10 protein-coding genes are annotated in these 16,001 nt (G+C 71.0%); 1 reads left to right on the top strand and 9 read right to left on the bottom strand.

The features are described from left to right. Nucleotides 1–194: 194 nt before the first annotated feature. The 9 genes from ACIOFR_RS31965 to eccD all read right to left on the bottom strand — a co-directional run bounded on the left by ACIOFR_RS31965 (nucleotide 195) and on the right by eccD (nucleotide 11,159). Nucleotides 195–1,880, bottom strand: a complete 1,686-nt coding sequence (locus ACIOFR_RS31965) for a ribonuclease J (RefSeq protein WP_401002729.1) — start codon at nucleotides 1,878–1,880, stop codon at nucleotides 195–197. 170 nt (nucleotides 1,881–2,050) lie between these two features. Continuing rightward, complete coding sequence (gene dapA, locus ACIOFR_RS31960; protein WP_401002728.1) at nucleotides 2,051–2,950, bottom strand: 4-hydroxy-tetrahydrodipicolinate synthase; 900 nt, start codon at nucleotides 2,948–2,950, stop codon at nucleotides 2,051–2,053. A gap of 240 nt (nucleotides 2,951–3,190) precedes the next feature. Further along, entirely contained in the window at nucleotides 3,191–3,925 is a 735-nt protein-coding gene (gene thyX / locus ACIOFR_RS31955) for an FAD-dependent thymidylate synthase (protein WP_401002727.1), read from the bottom strand. Between the two features lie 66 nt (nucleotides 3,926–3,991). Then, the gene (locus ACIOFR_RS31950; protein WP_401002726.1) at nucleotides 3,992–4,432 is read right to left on the bottom strand and encodes a tetratricopeptide repeat protein; all 441 of its coding nucleotides are present in this window, start codon (nucleotides 4,430–4,432) and stop codon (nucleotides 3,992–3,994) included. A 7-nt stretch (nucleotides 4,433–4,439) separates the two neighbouring features. After that, nucleotides 4,440–5,186 (bottom strand): 4-hydroxy-tetrahydrodipicolinate reductase, encoded by a 747-nt coding sequence (dapB, locus tag ACIOFR_RS31945; RefSeq protein ID WP_401002725.1) that lies wholly within the window; start codon nucleotides 5,184–5,186, stop codon nucleotides 4,440–4,442. A gap of 14 nt (nucleotides 5,187–5,200) precedes the next feature. Continuing rightward, nucleotides 5,201–6,553, bottom strand: coding sequence for a M16 family metallopeptidase (locus ACIOFR_RS31940; RefSeq protein WP_401002724.1), 1,353 nt, complete (start codon nucleotides 6,551–6,553; stop codon nucleotides 5,201–5,203). An 88-nt stretch (nucleotides 6,554–6,641) separates the two neighbouring features. Further along, nucleotides 6,642–8,849, bottom strand: a complete 2,208-nt coding sequence (locus tag ACIOFR_RS31935; RefSeq protein WP_401002723.1) for a polyribonucleotide nucleotidyltransferase — start codon at nucleotides 8,847–8,849, stop codon at nucleotides 6,642–6,644. A gap of 421 nt (nucleotides 8,850–9,270) precedes the next feature. Then, nucleotides 9,271–9,561: a 30S ribosomal protein S15 gene (gene rpsO / locus ACIOFR_RS31930; protein WP_350643483.1), complete on the bottom strand. Its 291-nt coding sequence runs from the start codon at nucleotides 9,559–9,561 to the stop codon at nucleotides 9,271–9,273. Between the two features lie 143 nt (nucleotides 9,562–9,704). Continuing rightward, the gene (eccD, locus tag ACIOFR_RS31925; protein WP_401002722.1) at nucleotides 9,705–11,159 is read right to left on the bottom strand and encodes a type VII secretion integral membrane protein EccD; all 1,455 of its coding nucleotides are present in this window, start codon (nucleotides 11,157–11,159) and stop codon (nucleotides 9,705–9,707) included. Nucleotides 11,160–11,660: 501 nt separating this feature from the next. On the opposite strand from eccD, the gene eccCa reads away from it, so the two are divergent. After that, a complete protein-coding gene (eccCa, locus tag ACIOFR_RS31920) occupies nucleotides 11,661–15,614 on the top strand; it encodes a type VII secretion protein EccCa (RefSeq protein ID WP_401002721.1) in 3,954 nt (1,317 codons plus the stop codon). Nucleotides 15,615–16,001: the final 387 nt, after the last annotated feature.

The raw sequence follows: 16,001 nt of genomic DNA, 5'->3' as shown, positions 1-16,001 counted from the left end.
TTCGGCCTTTCGGCGCTCCCGAACTCTAGCAGAGTTTTTCGGGCTGTTTTCCCGGCCCGGATTCGAATCCATCTCTGATTTCGAAGGCCCGAACCATGCGACCGAACGGCCGCGGGGCAACTCGGAGAACATTACGCTCCGAGCTGCCCCGCGTCAAACCGCGCCAGACCTCGTCAGACCCGGGTCAGGCCGCCTCAGACCTCGACGACCACCGGAAGGATCATCGGCCGACGGCGGTAGTTGTCCGCCACCCACTTGCCGATGGTCCGCCGGACCAGCTGCTGCACCTGCCGGACCTCCAGCACGCCGTCGCTGGCGGAGCGGCTGAGCGCCTCCTCCAGCTTGGCCACCACGGGGCCGAAGGAGTTGTCGTCGATGCCGGAGCCGCGGGCCTGGATGGTCGGGCCGCTGACCATCTTGCCGTTGGTCGAGTCGACCACCACGAAGACGGAGATGAAGCCCTCCTCCCCGAGGATGCGGCGGTCCTTGAGCGAGGCCTCCGTGACGTCGCCGACCGAGGAGCCGTCGACGTAGACGTAGCCCGCCTGGACCTTGCCGACGATCTTCGCGACGCCGTTCTCCAGGTCGACGCAGACGCCGTCCTCGGCGATGACCGTGCGCTCCTTCGGAACACCGGTCTTGATCGCGAGGTCCGCGCAGGCCCGCAGGTGGCGCCACTCGCCGTGGACCGGCATCAGGTTGCGCGGCCGGCAGATGTTGAAGAAGTACAGGAGCTCGCCGGCGGAGGCGTGGCCCGAGACGTGCACCTTGGCGTTGCCCTTGTGGACGACGTTGGCGCCCCAGCGGGTCAGGCCGTTGATCACGCGGTAGATCGCGGTCTCGTTGCCGGGGATCAGCGAGGACGCCATGACGACGGTGTCGCCCTCGACGATCCGGATCTGGTGGTCCCGGTTGGCCATCCGCGAGAGCGCCGCCATCGGCTCGCCCTGGGAGCCGGTGCAGACCAGCACCACCTTGTCCGCGGGCAGGTCGTCCAGCGTCTTCACGTCGACGATCAGGTTCCCGGGGACCTTCAGGTAGCCGAGGTCGCGCGCGATGCCCATGTTGCGCACCATCGAGCGGCCCACGAAGGCGACCTTGCGCTTGTGCTCGTGCGCGGCGTCCAGCACCTGCTGGATGCGGTGCACGTGGCTGGCGAACGACGCCACGATGATGCGCTTCTCCGCGCTCGCGAAGACGCCCCGCAGCGCGGCGGAGATGTCCCGCTCGTGCGGGATGAAGCCGGGGACCTCGGCGTTGGTGGAGTCCACCAGCAGCAGGTCCATGCCCTCCTCGGCCAGCTTGGCGAAGGCGGGGAGGTCGGTGAGGCGACCGTCCAGCGGCAGCTGGTCCATCTTGAAGTCACCGGTGGCCACGACCATGCCGGCGGGGGTGCGGACGGCGACGGCGAGGGCGTCCGGGATGGAGTGGTTGACGGCGATGAACTCGCAGTCGAACGGGCCGATGCGCTCGCGCTCGCCCTCGGCGACCTCCAGCACGTACGGCCGGATCCGGTGCTCGGCGAGCTTGGCCTCGATCAGGGCGAGGGTGAGCTTGGAGCCGATCAGCGGGATGTCCGGGTTCTCCCGGAGCAGGTACGGGACGGCACCGATGTGGTCCTCGTGCCCGTGGGTCAGGATGATGCCGTCGACCTTGTCGAGGCGGTCCCGGATGTAGCTGAAGTCCGGCAGGATCAGGTCGATACCGGGCTGCTCGTCCTCGGGGAAGAGGACACCGCAGTCGATGATCAGGATCCGGTCGCCGTACTCCAGCACGGTCATGTTGCGGCCGATCTCGCCGAGACCGCCGAGCGGCGTGATGCGCAGGGCGCCCTGCTTGAGTGCGGGGGGTGCGCCGAGTTCAGGGTGCGGGTGGCTCAAAAGACTCTCCTCACGACGCACGCCACATGCCCGGGTCCGCCCCTGGGACAGATGGCGTGCGTCCGTCGTTGGTTTCCTACTTGCCAGGCATCTGTGCCTTCGCGCCTTCGTTCCGGTCCAGCGGCGGGCCTTGGGGGGCCCGGCGATCCGGGGCGCGCACGTCTCGTCTGTTACAGGTGTACCCCGCCGGCGGCCAGATCCTGCCTCAGAACGGCAATCTCGTCGTCGGTGGCGGAGACCAGGGGCGGGCGGAGCGGGCCGGCCGGGTGGCCCTGGAGGGTGAGCGCGGCCTTGCTGAGGATGACTCCCTGGGTGCGGAACATACCGCTGAAGACCGGCAGCAGGCTCTGGTGGACGGCGAGCGCCTTGGCGCTGTCACCGGCCGTGAAGGCCTCGATCATGCTGCGCATCTCGGCGGTGGCCACGTGGGCGACCACGCTGACCACGCCGACGGCCCCGACCGAGAGCAGCGGGAGGGTCAGGATGTCGTCGCCGGAGTACCAGGCCAGTCCGGAGCGCGCGATGGCCCAGGAGGCGGCGCCGACGTCGCCCTTGGCGTCCTTGTTCGCGACGATCCGCGGGTGCTCGCCGAGCCGGACCAGGGTCTCGTGGCTGAGCGGCACGCCGGTGCGGCCGGGGATGTCGTACAGCATCACGGGCAGGTCGGTGGCGTCCGCGACGGCGACGTTGTGCCGGTACAGGCCCTCTTGCGGGGGCTTGCTGTAGTACGGCGTGACCGAGAGCAGGCCGTGCGCACCGGCGGCCTCGGCCTGCCGGGCCAGCTCGACGCTGTGGTGGGTGTCGTTGGTGCCGACGCCGGTGATGACGTGCGCCCGGTCTCCCACCGCCTCCACCACGGCGCGGACCAGCTGGGCCTTCTCGGCGTCACTGGTGGTCGGGGACTCGCCGGTGGTGCCGTTGAGCACGAGGCCGTCGTTGCCGGCGTCGACGAGGTGCGCGGCGAGGCGCTGCGCGCCGTCGAGGTCGAGGGCGCCGTCCGCGGTGAACGGGGTCACCATCGCGGTCAGTACCCGGCCGAACGGCGTCTGAGGGGTGGAGGTCGGAGCCATGGGTCCAAAACTACTCGTAGGCCCCAGGGGGGCAGCCATCTCGGTCCACTGTTCGGACATCGGGGGCTGCCCGGCCGGGGGCGCCGACGGGGTGGGGGTACCGCCACGACGTGGGATTCCGGTGCTGCATGCTCGGGGGTTCATGCAGCACCGGAATCCGTGTCCTGAGCGTAGGGAGCGGGGTGAAAAGCTGCAATCCGGACATGCCCGGCAACCCGCCCGTATGCCTGTCCGCCCAGGTCAGGGCGCGACGCGGCCGTGCTTCTCGAAGGCCGCATGGGTGAGCGGCATGAGCTCCGCCCACCGGGCCTCCATCTGCTCGGCGACCATCTCGATCTCCCGCTGCGGGAAGGACGGCACCTTGGCGTGCTCGGCCTTGGTGCGCAGCGAGAGGAAGTGCATCAGCGAGCGGGCGTTGCAGGTGGCGTACATCGAGGAGAACAGGCCGACCGGCAGGACGGCGCGGGCCACCTCGCGGGCGACGCCGGCCTCCAGCATCTCCTGGTAGGCCCGGTAGGAGGCCTGATAGGAGGCGGCCATCTGCTCGGCCACGACGGCGTGCTGCTTCACGGTGCCGTCGACGAACTCGTACCGGCCGGGGCGGCCCTCCTGGACGAGCTTGCGGTCGGCGCCGGGGACGTAGAAGACCGGCTGGAGCTCGCGGTAGCGCCCGGACTCCTCGTTGTAGGACCACCCGCTGCGGTGGCGGTGGAACTCGCGGAAGACGAAGATCGGGGCGCTGATGAAGAAGGTCATCGAGTTGTGCTCGAACGGGGTGCCGTGGCGGTCCCGCATCAGGAAGTTGATCAGTCCGGCGGACTTCTCGGGGTCCTGCTGGAGCGCCTCCAGGGACTGCTCGCCCGCCGTCGAGACCCGGGCGGCCCAGACCACGTCGGAGTCGGCGGCGGCACTGCGGACCAGGTCCACGGTGACGTCGCTACGGAACTGCGGGGCGGTGCCCACGTCGTCGCTCACGCGAAGATCCTCCAGAGATGGTGAAGTCGGTGCCGGCGGCAAGCCTACCGAGGTCGGGCCGGGGGCCTACGACACCGGGTTCAGCCGGATGGCGTGCTGCATGGCCTTGCGGGCGCGCGGCGTGTCGCCGGCGTCGGCGTAGGCCACCGCGAGGCGGAACCAGACCCGCCAGTCCTGCGGGGCGGCCTCCGCCTCGGCCTTGCGGCGGGTGAACACCTCGTCCGCCGAGGCGCGGTCGATCCGCCCGCCGCCGGTGCGCCGCAGCTCGTCCACCGGCAGGCCGCCCTCGGCCTCCAGTTCCCTGGCGAGCCGCTCGCTGGCGCGGCCGAAGCGGACGGTCTGGCGCAGGAACCAGACCCCGATGCCGGGGATCACGAAGGCGCAGACGCCCAGGCCGATGCCGAGCGGCTCGCCGGTGGCGATCAGCTGGACGCCTTCGAGGACGCACATCGCCGCGACGACCAGCAGGGCCGCGGACAGGACGAAGAAACCGGTGCGCGAGGTCATCGGGGGCTCACAGGTCGAGGAAGTGTTCGAGGCCGACGGTGAGGCCGGGGCGGTCCACCACGGTGCGCACTCCGAGCAGGATGCCGGGCATGAACGAGCGGTGGTGCAGCGAGTCGTGGCGCAGCGTCAGGGTCTCGCCGGCGTCGCCGAACATCACCTCCTGGTGGGCCAGCAGGCCGCGCAGCCGGACCGAGTGGACCGGGACGCCGTCCACGTCGGCGCCGCGGGCGCCGGGCAGGCCGTGGGTGGTGGGGTCCGACTGGCGCGGCCGGCCGGCCTTGTCGCGGGCGGCGGCGATCAGCTGGGCGGTGCGGGTGGCGGTGCCGGAGGGGGCGTCGGCCTTGTTGTCGTGGTGCAGCTCGACCACCTCGACGGTCTCGAAGTACTTGGCCGCCTGCTGGGCGAACTGCATGGCCAGGACCGCGCCGATGGAGAAGTTCGGGGCGATCAGCAGCCCGGTCGACGGTGCTCCGTCGAGCCAGCCGCGGACGGTGGCGAGCCGCTCGTCGTTCCAGCCGGTGGTGCCGGTGACCACGTGGATGCCGTGGTGCAGGCAGTGGTCGAGGTTGGCCATCACGGCGTCGGGGTGGGTCAGTTCGACGGCGACCTCGGCGCCCGCCCGGCCGAGCTCCGACAGGTCGGAGCCGCGGCCGAGGGTGGCGACCAGTTCCAGGTCGGGGGCGGCTTCGACGGCCTTGACGGCCTCGGAGCCGATCCGGCCGTTGGCGCCGATCACGGCGACGCGCAGCGTCATCTCGGGGTGTCCCTTCAGGCGAGCAGGTCGGCGAGCCTGGCGGCCCGCCGGTCGTTGATCGGACCGATCAGCGCGAGTGAGGGGCGGTGGGCGCCCAGCACGTCACGGGCCACCTCGTGGACGTCCGCCAGGGTGACGGACGCGATCTTCTCCAGCATCTCGTCCACCGACAGGTGGTGGCCGTAGCTGATCTCGGCCTTGCCGATCCGGTTCATCAGCGAGCCGGTGTCCTCCATGCCGAGCACGGTGGAGCCGGAGAGCTGGCCGATCGCGCGCCGCAGCTCCTCCTCGGTGATGCCCTCCTCGACCACCCGGGCGAGCTCCTCCCGGCAGATCTTCAGCACCTCCTCGACCCGCTTGGGCTGGCAGCCGGCGTAGATGCCGAACAGGCCGCTGTCGGCGTACGAGGAGGAGTAGGAGTAGACCGAGTAGGCCAGGCCGCGCTTCTCCCGGACCTCCTGGAACAGGCGGGAGCTCATCCCGCCGCCGAGCGCCGCGTTGAGCACGCCCATCGCCCAGCGCCGCTCGTCGTGGCGGGGCACGCCGGGGACGCCGAGCACCAGGTGGGCCTGCTCGGTCGGGCGGTTGAGCACCTCGGTGCGGCCCGCGGTGCGGACCGCCTTGACGCCGCGCCGTACCTCGGCCGGGTGGCCGGTGGACCTGGCCAGGACGGGCGCGAAGGCCCGCTCGACCAGCCGGACCACCTTGGCGTGGTCGAGGTTGCCGGCGGCCGCGACGACCAGGTTCTCGGGCTTGTACCGGCGGCGGTAGAAGCCGGCGATCTGGTCGCGGGTGAGGCCGGTGACGGTCTCCTGGGTGCCGAGGATCGGGCGGCCGAGCGGGGCGGTGCCGTAGATGACCTTGGCGAAGAGGTCGTGCACCACGTCGCCCGGGTCGTCCTCGGCCATCGCCATCTCCTCCAGGATGACGCCGCGCTCGGCCTCCACGTCCTCGGGGCGGATCAGCGAGCCGGTGAGCATGTCGCAGACCACGTCGATGGCGAGCGGCAGGTCGGTGTCGAGCACCCGCGCGTAGTAGCAGGTGTTCTCCTTGGCGGTGAAGGCGTTCATCTCACCGCCGACGGCGTCCAGCGCGGCGGAGATCTCCAGCGCGGAGCGGCGTTCGGTGCCCTTGAAGAGCAGGTGCTCCAGGTAGTGGGTGGCGCCGTTGAGCACCGGCGTCTCGTCCCGCGAGCCGACGCCGACCCAGATGCCGAAGGTCGCCGAGCGGACCGTGGGCAGGGTCTCGGTGACGACCCGGAGACCGCCGGGGAGGACGGTGCGGCGCACCGTGCCGGCGCCGTCGACGCCCTTGAGCAGGGTCCGGGTGGTGCCGGGACGCTGCTTCGCTGCCGAGGCCTGAGCCACGGGTGGACCTCCGTAAGAACTGGGGAGACAACAGGGTGCGGCCCGCGCGCCGTGTGGCGTGCGGGCCGCAGGGTGAGCTAGGGCAGCGTCACTCGGACGCGGCCTCGCCGCCCTCTTCGCCCTCGACGACCGGGATCAGCGAGAGCTTGCCGCGCGGGTCGATCTCGGCGATCTCGACCTGGACCTTGGAGCCGACCGCGAGCACGTCCTCGACGTTCTCCACGCGCTTGCCACCGGCGAGCTTGCGGATCTGCGAGATGTGCAGCAGGCCGTCCTTGCCCGGCATGAGCGAGACGAACGCGCCGAACGTCGTGGTCTTCACCACGGTGCCCAGGTAGCGCTCGCCGACCTCCGGCATGGTCGGGTTGGCGATCTGGTTGATCGTCGTACGGGCAGCCTCCGCCGAGGGACCGTCGACCGCACCGATGTAGATGGTGCCGTCGTCCTCGATGGTGATGTCCGCGCCGGTGTCCTCCTGGATCTGGTTGATCATCTTGCCCTTGGGGCCGATGACCTCACCGATCTTGTCCACCGGGATCTTGATGGTGATGATGCGCGGCGCGTTCGGCGACATCTCGTCGGGCGCGTCGATGGCCTCGTTCATCACGTCGAGGATGTGCAGGCGGGCGTCCTTGGCCTGCTTCAGCGCGGCGGCCAGCACGGAGGCCGGGATGCCGTTCAGCTTGGTGTCCAGCTGCAGCGCGGTGATGAAGTTGCGGGTACCGGCGACCTTGAAGTCCATGTCGCCGTACGCGTCCTCGGCGCCCAGGATGTCGGTCAGCGTGACGTAGTGCGTCTCGCCGTCGATCTCCTGCGAGATCAGGCCCATGGCGATGCCGGCGACGGCGGCCTTCAGCGGCACACCGGCGTTCAGCAGGGACATGGTCGAGGCGCAGACCGAGCCCATCGAGGTGGAGCCGTTGGAGCCGAGCGCCTCGGAGACCTGGCGGATCGCGTAGGGGAACTCCTCGCGGGTCGGCAGCACGGGCAGGATCGCCCGCTCGGCCAGCGCGCCGTGGCCGATCTCGCGGCGCTTGGGCGAGCCCACGCGGCCGGTCTCGCCGACCGAGTACGGCGGGAAGTTGTAGTTGTGCATGTAGCGGCGGCGCGTCTCCGGGGAGAGCGTGTCGAGCTGCTGCTCCATGCGGAGCATGTTGAGGGTGGTGACGCCCAGGATCTGGGTCTCGCCACGCTCGAACAGGGCCGAGCCGTGCACGCGCGGGATGGCCTCGACCTCGGCGGCCAGCGTACGGATGTCCGTGACGCCGCGGCCGTCGATGCGGACCTTGTCCTTGATGACGCGCTCGCGCACGATCTTCTTGGTCAGCGCGTTGTAGGCCGCGCCGATCTCCTTCTCGCGGCCCTCGAACTCGGGGAGCAGCTTCTCCGCGGCGATCGCCTTGATGCGGTCGATCTCGTTCTGGCGGTCCTGCTTGCCGGCGATGGTGAGCGCCTTGGCCAGCTCGGGCTTGACGGCGGCGGTCAGCGCGGCGAGCACGTCGTCCTGGTACTCCAGGAAGACCGGGAACTCACCGGTGGGCTTGGCGGCCTGGGCGGCCAGCTGGGCCTGCGCGGCGCACAGGACCTTGATGAACGGCTTGGCGGCGTCGAGGCCGGCGGCCACGACCTCCTCGGTCGGCGCCTCGGCGCCGCCCTCGACCAGCTTGATCGTCTTGGTGGTGGCCTCGGCCTCCACCATCATGATCGCGACGTCGCCGTCCGGCAGCGCGCGGCCGGCCACGACCATGTCGAAGACGGCGTCCTCGAGCTCGCTGTGGGTCGGGAACGCCACCCACTGGCCCCTGATCAGCGCGACGCGGACGCCGCCGATCGGGCCGGAGAACGGCAGGCCGGCCAGCTGGGTGGACGCGGAGGCGGCGTTGATGGCCACCACGTCGTACAGGTGGTCGGGGTTGAGCGCCATGACCGTCACGACGACCTGGATCTCGTTGCGCAGGCCCTTGACGAAGGACGGGCGCAGCGGGCGGTCGATCAGGCGGCAGGTGAGGATCGCGTCCTCGGAGGGCCGGCCCTCGCGACGGAAGAACGAGCCGGGGATCCGGCCCGCGGCGTACATCCGCTCCTCGACGTCCACCGTCAGCGGGAAGAAGTCGAAGTGCTCCTTCGGCTGCTTGGAGGCGCTGGTGGCCGACAGCACCATGGTGTCGTCGTCCAGGTAGGCGACGGCGGAGCCGGCGGCCTGACGGGCCAGCCGGCCGGTCTCGAAGCGGATGGTACGGGTGCCGAAGCTGCCGTTGTCGATGACGGCCTCGGCGTAGAACACGTTCTCTTCCACCTGGAAGATCTCCTCTTTCGTACGTTTCCCGAGGAGCGCCCCTGCGCTTTGCCTACCGATGGCCCGGGCAGTCTGGGCCGGTCTTCGATCGAAGCCTCCGGGCCGTCCGTTCGTCGGACTCCCGGGGGCCACTACCGAGGACCGGCGCCTCTGGCCTGCTGGTAGGTGGTCGCGTGTGGACGCTCCCCTGGTGCGGGCGGCTTCCGTTTGAAGCCAGCGGCCCGCTTGTGGTGCCGGTGCAGCTGCCCCGGATTCTTGCGGCGTCGTGTCGCCGTCATGACCGGGCATGCCCTTCACCTTACAAATTCACACCCTACCGATCCGGTGATTGCCACGCGTGGGGAAATCCACCGGTGTCTACGGCGCGGATGTGCCGAAGGGCGGCTCCCCCGGGAAGGGGAGCCGCCCCACGGTGCGGTACTCAGCGAGCGCCGCCGGCGGCGCCGCGGCGGATGCCGAGGCGGTCGACCAGGGTACGGAAACGCTCGATGTCCTTCTTGGCCAGGTACTGCAGCAGGCGGCGACGCTGGCCGACCAGGATCAGCAGGCCACGACGCGAGTGGTGGTCGTGCTTGTGCAGCTTGAGGTGGCCGGTCAGGTCCGAGATGCGGCGCGACAGCATGGCGACCTGGACCTCCGGAGAGCCCGTGTCGCCCTCCTTCTGGCCGAACTCGGCGATGATCTGCTTCTTGACGGCGGCGTCGAGAGCCACTGCAACTCCTTCAGGGGTTTCCGGGTGATCCTGGTAGGCGACACAGAATCTGACAGAGCCCGGACTGACCAAGAGTACCAGCGCCCGCCGGCGCCCCGGACAGGGGGCGCCGGCGGGCGGCGGTCACGGCTCTGCGGCGGCGGTCAGCTGGTGGCGCCGCGGACCAGGGCGTAGATGTTCAGCACGGCCAGCGCCAGCGGCACCAGCGAGATCAGCATCAGCCCGTCGATCATGTCGAGGATACGGCCCCAGAACGGCGAGACGCCCTGCTTGGGGACGATCAGCGCGATCGCGGTGAGCACCGCGGCGCCGAACGCGATGGACGCGGCCAGCCAGACGGTGCGCAGGTCGATCGCGGTCGCGCCGGACTTCAGCAGGAACAGCGGGGTGTGCAGCGACAGGCCGAGGATCAGCAGGCCGAGGCCGGCCAGGCCGGCCACGGTCAGGCTGAAGACCTGGGCGGTGTAGCGGAACAGCCGCGCCCGCAGCATGGTCGACACGCCGAGGCTCAGCGCGAGCAGCTCGCCGGACGCGCTGTCGCTGAAGCCGAGCACCGCGCAGGCGCCGACGACGGTGGCCGCGCAGCCGCCGACCAGGCCGACCAGCACCTCGTGCCCGCGGCGGGCCTGGTGGGCGATCCGCTCGTACTGGACGGTCTCCGCGTGGTCGGTCTCCTCCGCGTAGGAGGTGCCGCGGGTGCGGGTCTGGCCGGGGGCGCTGAAGCCGACCGGCAGCCTGGCGAAGCGGGCCGACAGGGCGGGCAGGAAGCCGATCGCGGCGACCGCGGCGACGCCGGTGACGGCGGCGATGTGGCGGGCCGGGGTCCCCGGGAGGAGCACGGCGGCGAAGGTCGCGAGGGTGCCCGCGCCGGCCAGGAAGGCGGCGGCGACGAACACCGAGTCCTTCTCCGGGAGCAGGCCGACCAGCAGCACCGCGACGATCAGCACGGCCACGCAGCCGACCAGGAACTGCAGGCGGCCGGGGCCGTCGCCGTGGTGGGCGACGGCGATGATGCCGGAGCCCGCGATCAGGGTGTGCGGCAGCGCGCCGAGGCCGAGCGCGAGCGCGGCGTCGTGGTCGTCGTAGACCCGGGCCCGCACGCCGGCGTAGGCGACCAGCACCACGGCGGTGACGCCGGCGAGGATGCCGGGCAGGCCGTACATGTCGTGGTGCACGTCGGAGTACCAGAGGGCGAAGCCCAGCAGGGCCAGCAGCACCGTGGCGCCGATCAGGCCGAAGGCCCGCATCAGGTCGGGGCTCCAGAACCGGCGGTCGGCCTCGACGGCCTTGGCGATGGCGTCGGCCACGTCGTCGTAGACGGCCGGCGGCAGCGACTCCGCGAACGGGCGCAGGCTCAGCAGGTCCCCGTCGCGCACCTGCTGGGCGGAGAGCGGCAGGCCGCTGTCGAGGACGGTGCCGTCGCGGCGCACCAGGTGGAAGCCCGTGGGCGCCCCGTCCACCTGGGTCTGCCCGGAGAGCCTCAGCACCTCGGGGTAGATGTCCGCGAGCGGGACGTCCTCCGGCAGGGCGACGTCGATCCTGCTGTCCGGAGCGACGACGGTGACCCGGCAGAAGCCGGTCGTGGCGTTTCCGCTCATGCGCCCACCTCGTAGACCTCGGCGGGCGCTTCGCGCAACGCGCTGCCCCCATTGGCTAGCTCGCGGTGCTCGCTCACGCGGAGACCTCCCCCTTGTTGACTGTGTCGGTACGTCAGCTAGGCGCCCGTCGCCCGGCCGGCCCGGAACTGGCACGATCCGGCCAAGAGTTGGCGCGGCGACACCCTACCGCCAGGGCGGCCGACCCCGCGCGCCACCCCCTGGGCCCTCCGGCGGGCCCCGACGCCCGGTTGACCGGGCGACAGATCGCGCGCGGACGGCTGACGGGCGCACAGTCCGCCCCCGTGGCCGGACGATCCGGGCCGAGCAGTAGGATCGGCCCCTGCGCGAGGCGTACGGGGGCGGACGAACGCAGAGTCCCCCCTGGAGCGCCTGCGGTCGGCGGAGCGGGGGCGGCGTCATCAAACGGGGCGCCCTCACCCGTACGTATCCCAGTTGCGTGAGGGCTGATGCCGTGGTGAGCGAGCAGTACGAGGCGGTCGCATGAGCGTGGTAACCGTCAAGCGTCCGGCGCGGGCGTATCCGCCCCCGGTGCCGGACGAGCCGGTGGAGCTGGTGGCTCCACCCGAGTTGCCCCGCGGCGGCGGCGAGGACTGGATGATGTCCTTGCTGCCGCTGCTCGGCATGGGCGGATCGGCGGCCTTCTTCTTCTCGCCGGGCGCCCAGGGCCCGATGAAGATGATGGGTGTCCTGATGGTCGCCTCCACCGCCGGCATGGCGGTGGCCCAGATCGTCAAGGCGCGCAAGGGCGGCAGTGCGGGGACCGCGGACGAGCGCCGCGACTACCTCAAGTACCTGCAGCAGATGCGCCGCCAGGTCCGCCGCACGGCGGAGCACCAGCGCGGTTCGCTGCTGTTCACGCACCCCGAGCCGGACCAGCTCTGGTCGATCGTGGCCGAGGGCCGCCGGCTGTGGGAGCGAAGGCCCGGCGACGCGGACTTCGCCCAGATCAGACTGGGGCGCGGGCCACAGCAGCTGTCCACCCCGATCCGGGCGCCGCAGACCGCGCCGATGGACGAGCTGGAGCCGCTCGCGGCCGAGGCGATGGGCACCTTCATCAAGGCCCACGGCACCCTTCAGGACCTGCCGCTGTCGGTCTCGCTGCGGGCCTTCTACCACATCATGGTGTCCGGCGACCCGGACGCCGTGTACGGCAACGTCCGGGCGATGGTGGCCCAGTTGACCACCCTGCACTCCCCCGAGGACCTGATCGTGGCGGTCGCCGCCGCGCCGGGCGCGGTGGACGAGTGGGAGTGGGCCAAGTGGCTGCCGCACACCCAGCACCGCAAGGAGAACGACGGCGCCGGTTCGCGCCGCCTGATCGCCACCGGTCTGGGTGAGCTGGAGGAGCTGCTGGCCGACGAGCTGGCCGGCCGCAAGGGGTTCTCGCGGGACACCGTGCCCTCGCCCGACCAGCCGCACATCGTGGTCATCATGGACGGCGCGGCCGTCCCGCAGGACTCGCTGCTCGGCGGCGTGGAGGGCGTCCAGGGCGTCACCGTCCTGGAGGTCGTCCCCGGCGACCTGGACGAGCCCGGCGGCCACCTGATGATCACCGTCGGCAAGGACGAACTGCTGCTGGAGGCCGCCTCGGGCGCCTCCTACTCGGGCAAGCCCGACGTGCTGTCGGTCTGGCAGTCCGAGGCGCTGGCCCGCCAGCTGGCCCCGTTCCGGGCGTCGGCCGGCGGTGACGACGGCGACCCGTCGCTGGTCAGCATGGACTTCACCGAGATGATGAACACCGGTGACCCTGGCACCTTCGACCCGGCCCGGCACTGGCGGGCGAAGCCGCTGCGCGAGAAGCTCCGGGTGCCGCTCGGCGTGGGCACCAACGGCGAGTACGTCTGGCTGGACATCAAGGAGGCCTCGCTGGAGGGGATGGGGCCGCACGGCATGTGCGTCGGCGCCACCGGTTCCGGCAAGTCCGAGGTGCTCCGCACGCTGGTGCTGGCGCTCGCCGTGACGCACTCCTCGGAGATCCTCAACTTCGTCCTGGCCGACTTCAAGGGTGGCGCCACCTTCGCGGGCATGTCGGAGATGCCGCACACCGCCGCGGTGATCACCAACCTGGAGGGCGAGGCCACCCTCATCGACCGCATGCGCGATGCGATCGAGGGCGAGATGAACCGCCGCCAGGAGCTGCTGCGGGCGGCGGGCAACTACGCCAACATCAACGAGTACGAGCGGGCCCGCGCCGCCGGTGCGGCGCTCGACCCGCTGCCCTCGCTGGTGATGATCATCGACGAGTTCTCCGAACTCCTCACCGCCAAGCCCGACTTCATCGACCTCTTCATCCAGATCGGCCGGATCGGCCGTTCGCTGGGCATGCACATGCTGCTCGCCTCGCAGCGGCTGGAAGAGGGCAAGCTGCGCGGTCTGGACACCTTCCTGTCCTACCGGCTGGGTCTGCGGACCTTCTCCGCGGCCGAGTCCCGGGCCGCGATCGGCGTGCCGGACGCGTACCACCTGCCGCCGGTCCCCGGCGTCGGCTACCTGAAGTTCGGCTCCGACGTGATGGAGCGGTTCCGGGCCGCGTACGTGTCCGGCCCGTACCGGCCGCCGGGCCAGCAGCGCACCAGCGGCGGCGCGACGGTCACCGCGCAGCCGGTGCTGTTCACCGCCTCCGAGGTGCCGATCGTCGAGCCGGTCGTCGAGGAGGTGGTCGAGGAGGTCGAGGAGATCGACGACTCGCTGCTCGACACCATGCTCGACGTGTTCGTGGCGCGGATGCTCAGCCAGGGCCCGCCGGCCCACCAGGTGTGGCTGCCCCCGCTGGAGGAGCCGCCCAGCGTGGACCAGTTGGTCCCGCCGCTCCAGGCCACCGCCGACCGCGGCCTGACCTCGCCGGAGTACGGCGCGCTCGGCCGCCTGGTGGTGCCGGTCGGCATCGTCGACAAGCCGCGCGACCAGCGCCGCGACGTGCTGTACCAGGACTACTCGGGGGCGGCCGGTCACGGTCTGATCGTCGGTGGTCCGCGGTCCGGCAAGTCGACCATGATCCGCACCATGGTGGCGGGCTTCTCGGTCACCCACACCCCCGTCGAGACGCAGTTCTATCTGCTCGACTTCGGTGGCGGCGGCTTCGGCGCGCTGGCCGACCTGCCGCACGTCGGCGGCGTGGCCGGGCGACTGGACGTCGAGAAGGTTCGCCGCATGGTCAGCGAGGTGCACGGGGTGCTGAACCGCCGGGAGGAGCTCTTCCGGGCCAGCGGCATCGACACCATCGGCACCTACCGGACCAGGCGGGCGGCCGGCCAGCTGCCGGACGAGCAGTTCGGCGACGTCTTCCTGATGATCGACGGCTGGCTGACCTTCAAGCAGGAGTTCGAGGTCCTGGAGCCGGTCATCGCCGACATCGCCCAGCGCGGTCTCGGCTACGGCGTCCACGTCATCCTCACCGCGGCCCGGTACGCCGAGGTCCGCCCGGCCCTCAAGGACCTGCTGCAGAACCGCACCGAGCTGCGGCTCGGCGACTCCATGGAGTCGGAGATCGACCGCAAGGTGGCGCAGAACGTCCCGGCCGGCGCGCCGGGCCGCGGTCTGACCGCCGCGAAGCTGCACTTCCTGGGCGGCCTGCCCCGGCTGGACGGCTCCTCCTCGGTCGAGGACATGGCGGACGGCGTCGCCGACCTGGTCGCCCAGGTCAACGCCGCCTGGGCGGGCCCGCGGGCCCCGCAGGTCCGGATGCTGCCGCAGGTGCTGGACGGCAACAGCCTGCCGAAGGGCTTCGAGCACCCCGAGCTGGGTGTCGCCTTCGGTGTGGACGAGGTCGAGCTGGCGCCGGTCTTCGTCAACTTCGAGTCCGACCCGCTGTTCATCGTCTTCGGTGAGAGCGAGTCGGGTAAGTCGGCGGTCCTGCGGATGCTGATCAAGCAGATCACCGAGCGGTACACCCCGGACCAGGCCGGCATCGTGATCGGCGACTTCCGCCGCTCGCTGCTCGGCGTGGTGCCGCCGGAGTACCTGGTGGAGTACGCGGCGGCGGCGCCCGCCATGACCTCCATCGTGGAGATGCTGCGCGGGGCCTGCTCCCGCCGCCTGCCCGGTCCGGACGTCACGCCCGAGCAGCTGCGCAACCGCAGCTGGTACAGCGGCAAGGACATGTTCGTGATCGTGGACGACTACGAGCTGGTCGCCACGGCGTCGGGCAACCCGCTGGCCCCGCTGGCGGAGTTCCTGCCGTTCGCCCGTGACATCGGTCTGCGCGTGATCATCGCGCGCAGCGCCGGTGGTGCCGGCCGGGCCCTGTTCGAGCCGGTCATGCAGCGGATGCGCGAGCTGGGCGGCCAGGGCGTACTGCTCTCCGGCGACAAGGGCGAGGGGGCGCTGCTGGGCACCGCCAAGCCGCAGCCGCTACCGCCGGGCCGGGGCGTGTTCGTCTCGCGCCGGATCACCGCCGGTCAGACCGTGCAGACGGGCTGGCTGCCGGCGCCGTAGCGGTACGCCGAGCGCGGTGCGCAGGACGACGAGGGCCGGATCCCGGAAGGGGTCCGGCCCTCGTGGCATTCCACACCGTGGAATGTGCCAGAACGTTACCGAGCTTTTTTCACCGCCGAGCTGCGGTTCCCGTACCCTCCCGGGCCCCGGGGCCGGGCCGGGGCTCCGACCGGATCACCTAGCCACACACCCTGAGATTTCCTTCGATTGATCGGCAATCCTGCCAGCTTCACCTTCGATTCATGCCCAGTTCATCGGAGTCAACAAGTCGGACATAGCAGAAGATTGCCCCGCGCGACCATGAAATCTGTACCGAACGGTGCAGGATGCAACGGATTCCGCAGCCGATCGGCGTTGACGCACCCGATCCCGTCGCGGTTCCATGGC

The sequence above is a fragment of the Kitasatospora sp. NPDC088346 genome, assembly GCF_044740765.1.
Lineage (GTDB): Bacteria > Actinomycetota > Actinomycetes > Streptomycetales > Streptomycetaceae > Kitasatospora.
This window is presented reverse-complemented; position numbering and strand designations above follow the sequence as displayed.

Excerpts from the sequence above, each read along its gene's own strand:
- dapA (WP_401002728.1), bottom strand. The coding sequence starts at position 2,950 with ATGGCTCCGACCTCCACCCCTCAGACGCCGTTCGGCCGGGTACTGACC.
- ACIOFR_RS31950 (WP_401002726.1), bottom strand. The coding sequence starts at position 4,432 with ATGACCTCGCGCACCGGTTTCTTCGTCCTGTCCGCGGCCCTGCTGGTC.
- dapB (WP_401002725.1), bottom strand. The coding sequence starts at position 5,186 with ATGACGCTGCGCGTCGCCGTGATCGGCGCCAACGGCCGGATCGGCTCC.
- eccD (WP_401002722.1), bottom strand. The coding sequence starts at position 11,159 with ATGAGCGGAAACGCCACGACCGGCTTCTGCCGGGTCACCGTCGTCGCT.
- eccCa (WP_401002721.1), top strand. The coding sequence starts at position 11,661 with ATGAGCGTGGTAACCGTCAAGCGTCCGGCGCGGGCGTATCCGCCCCCG.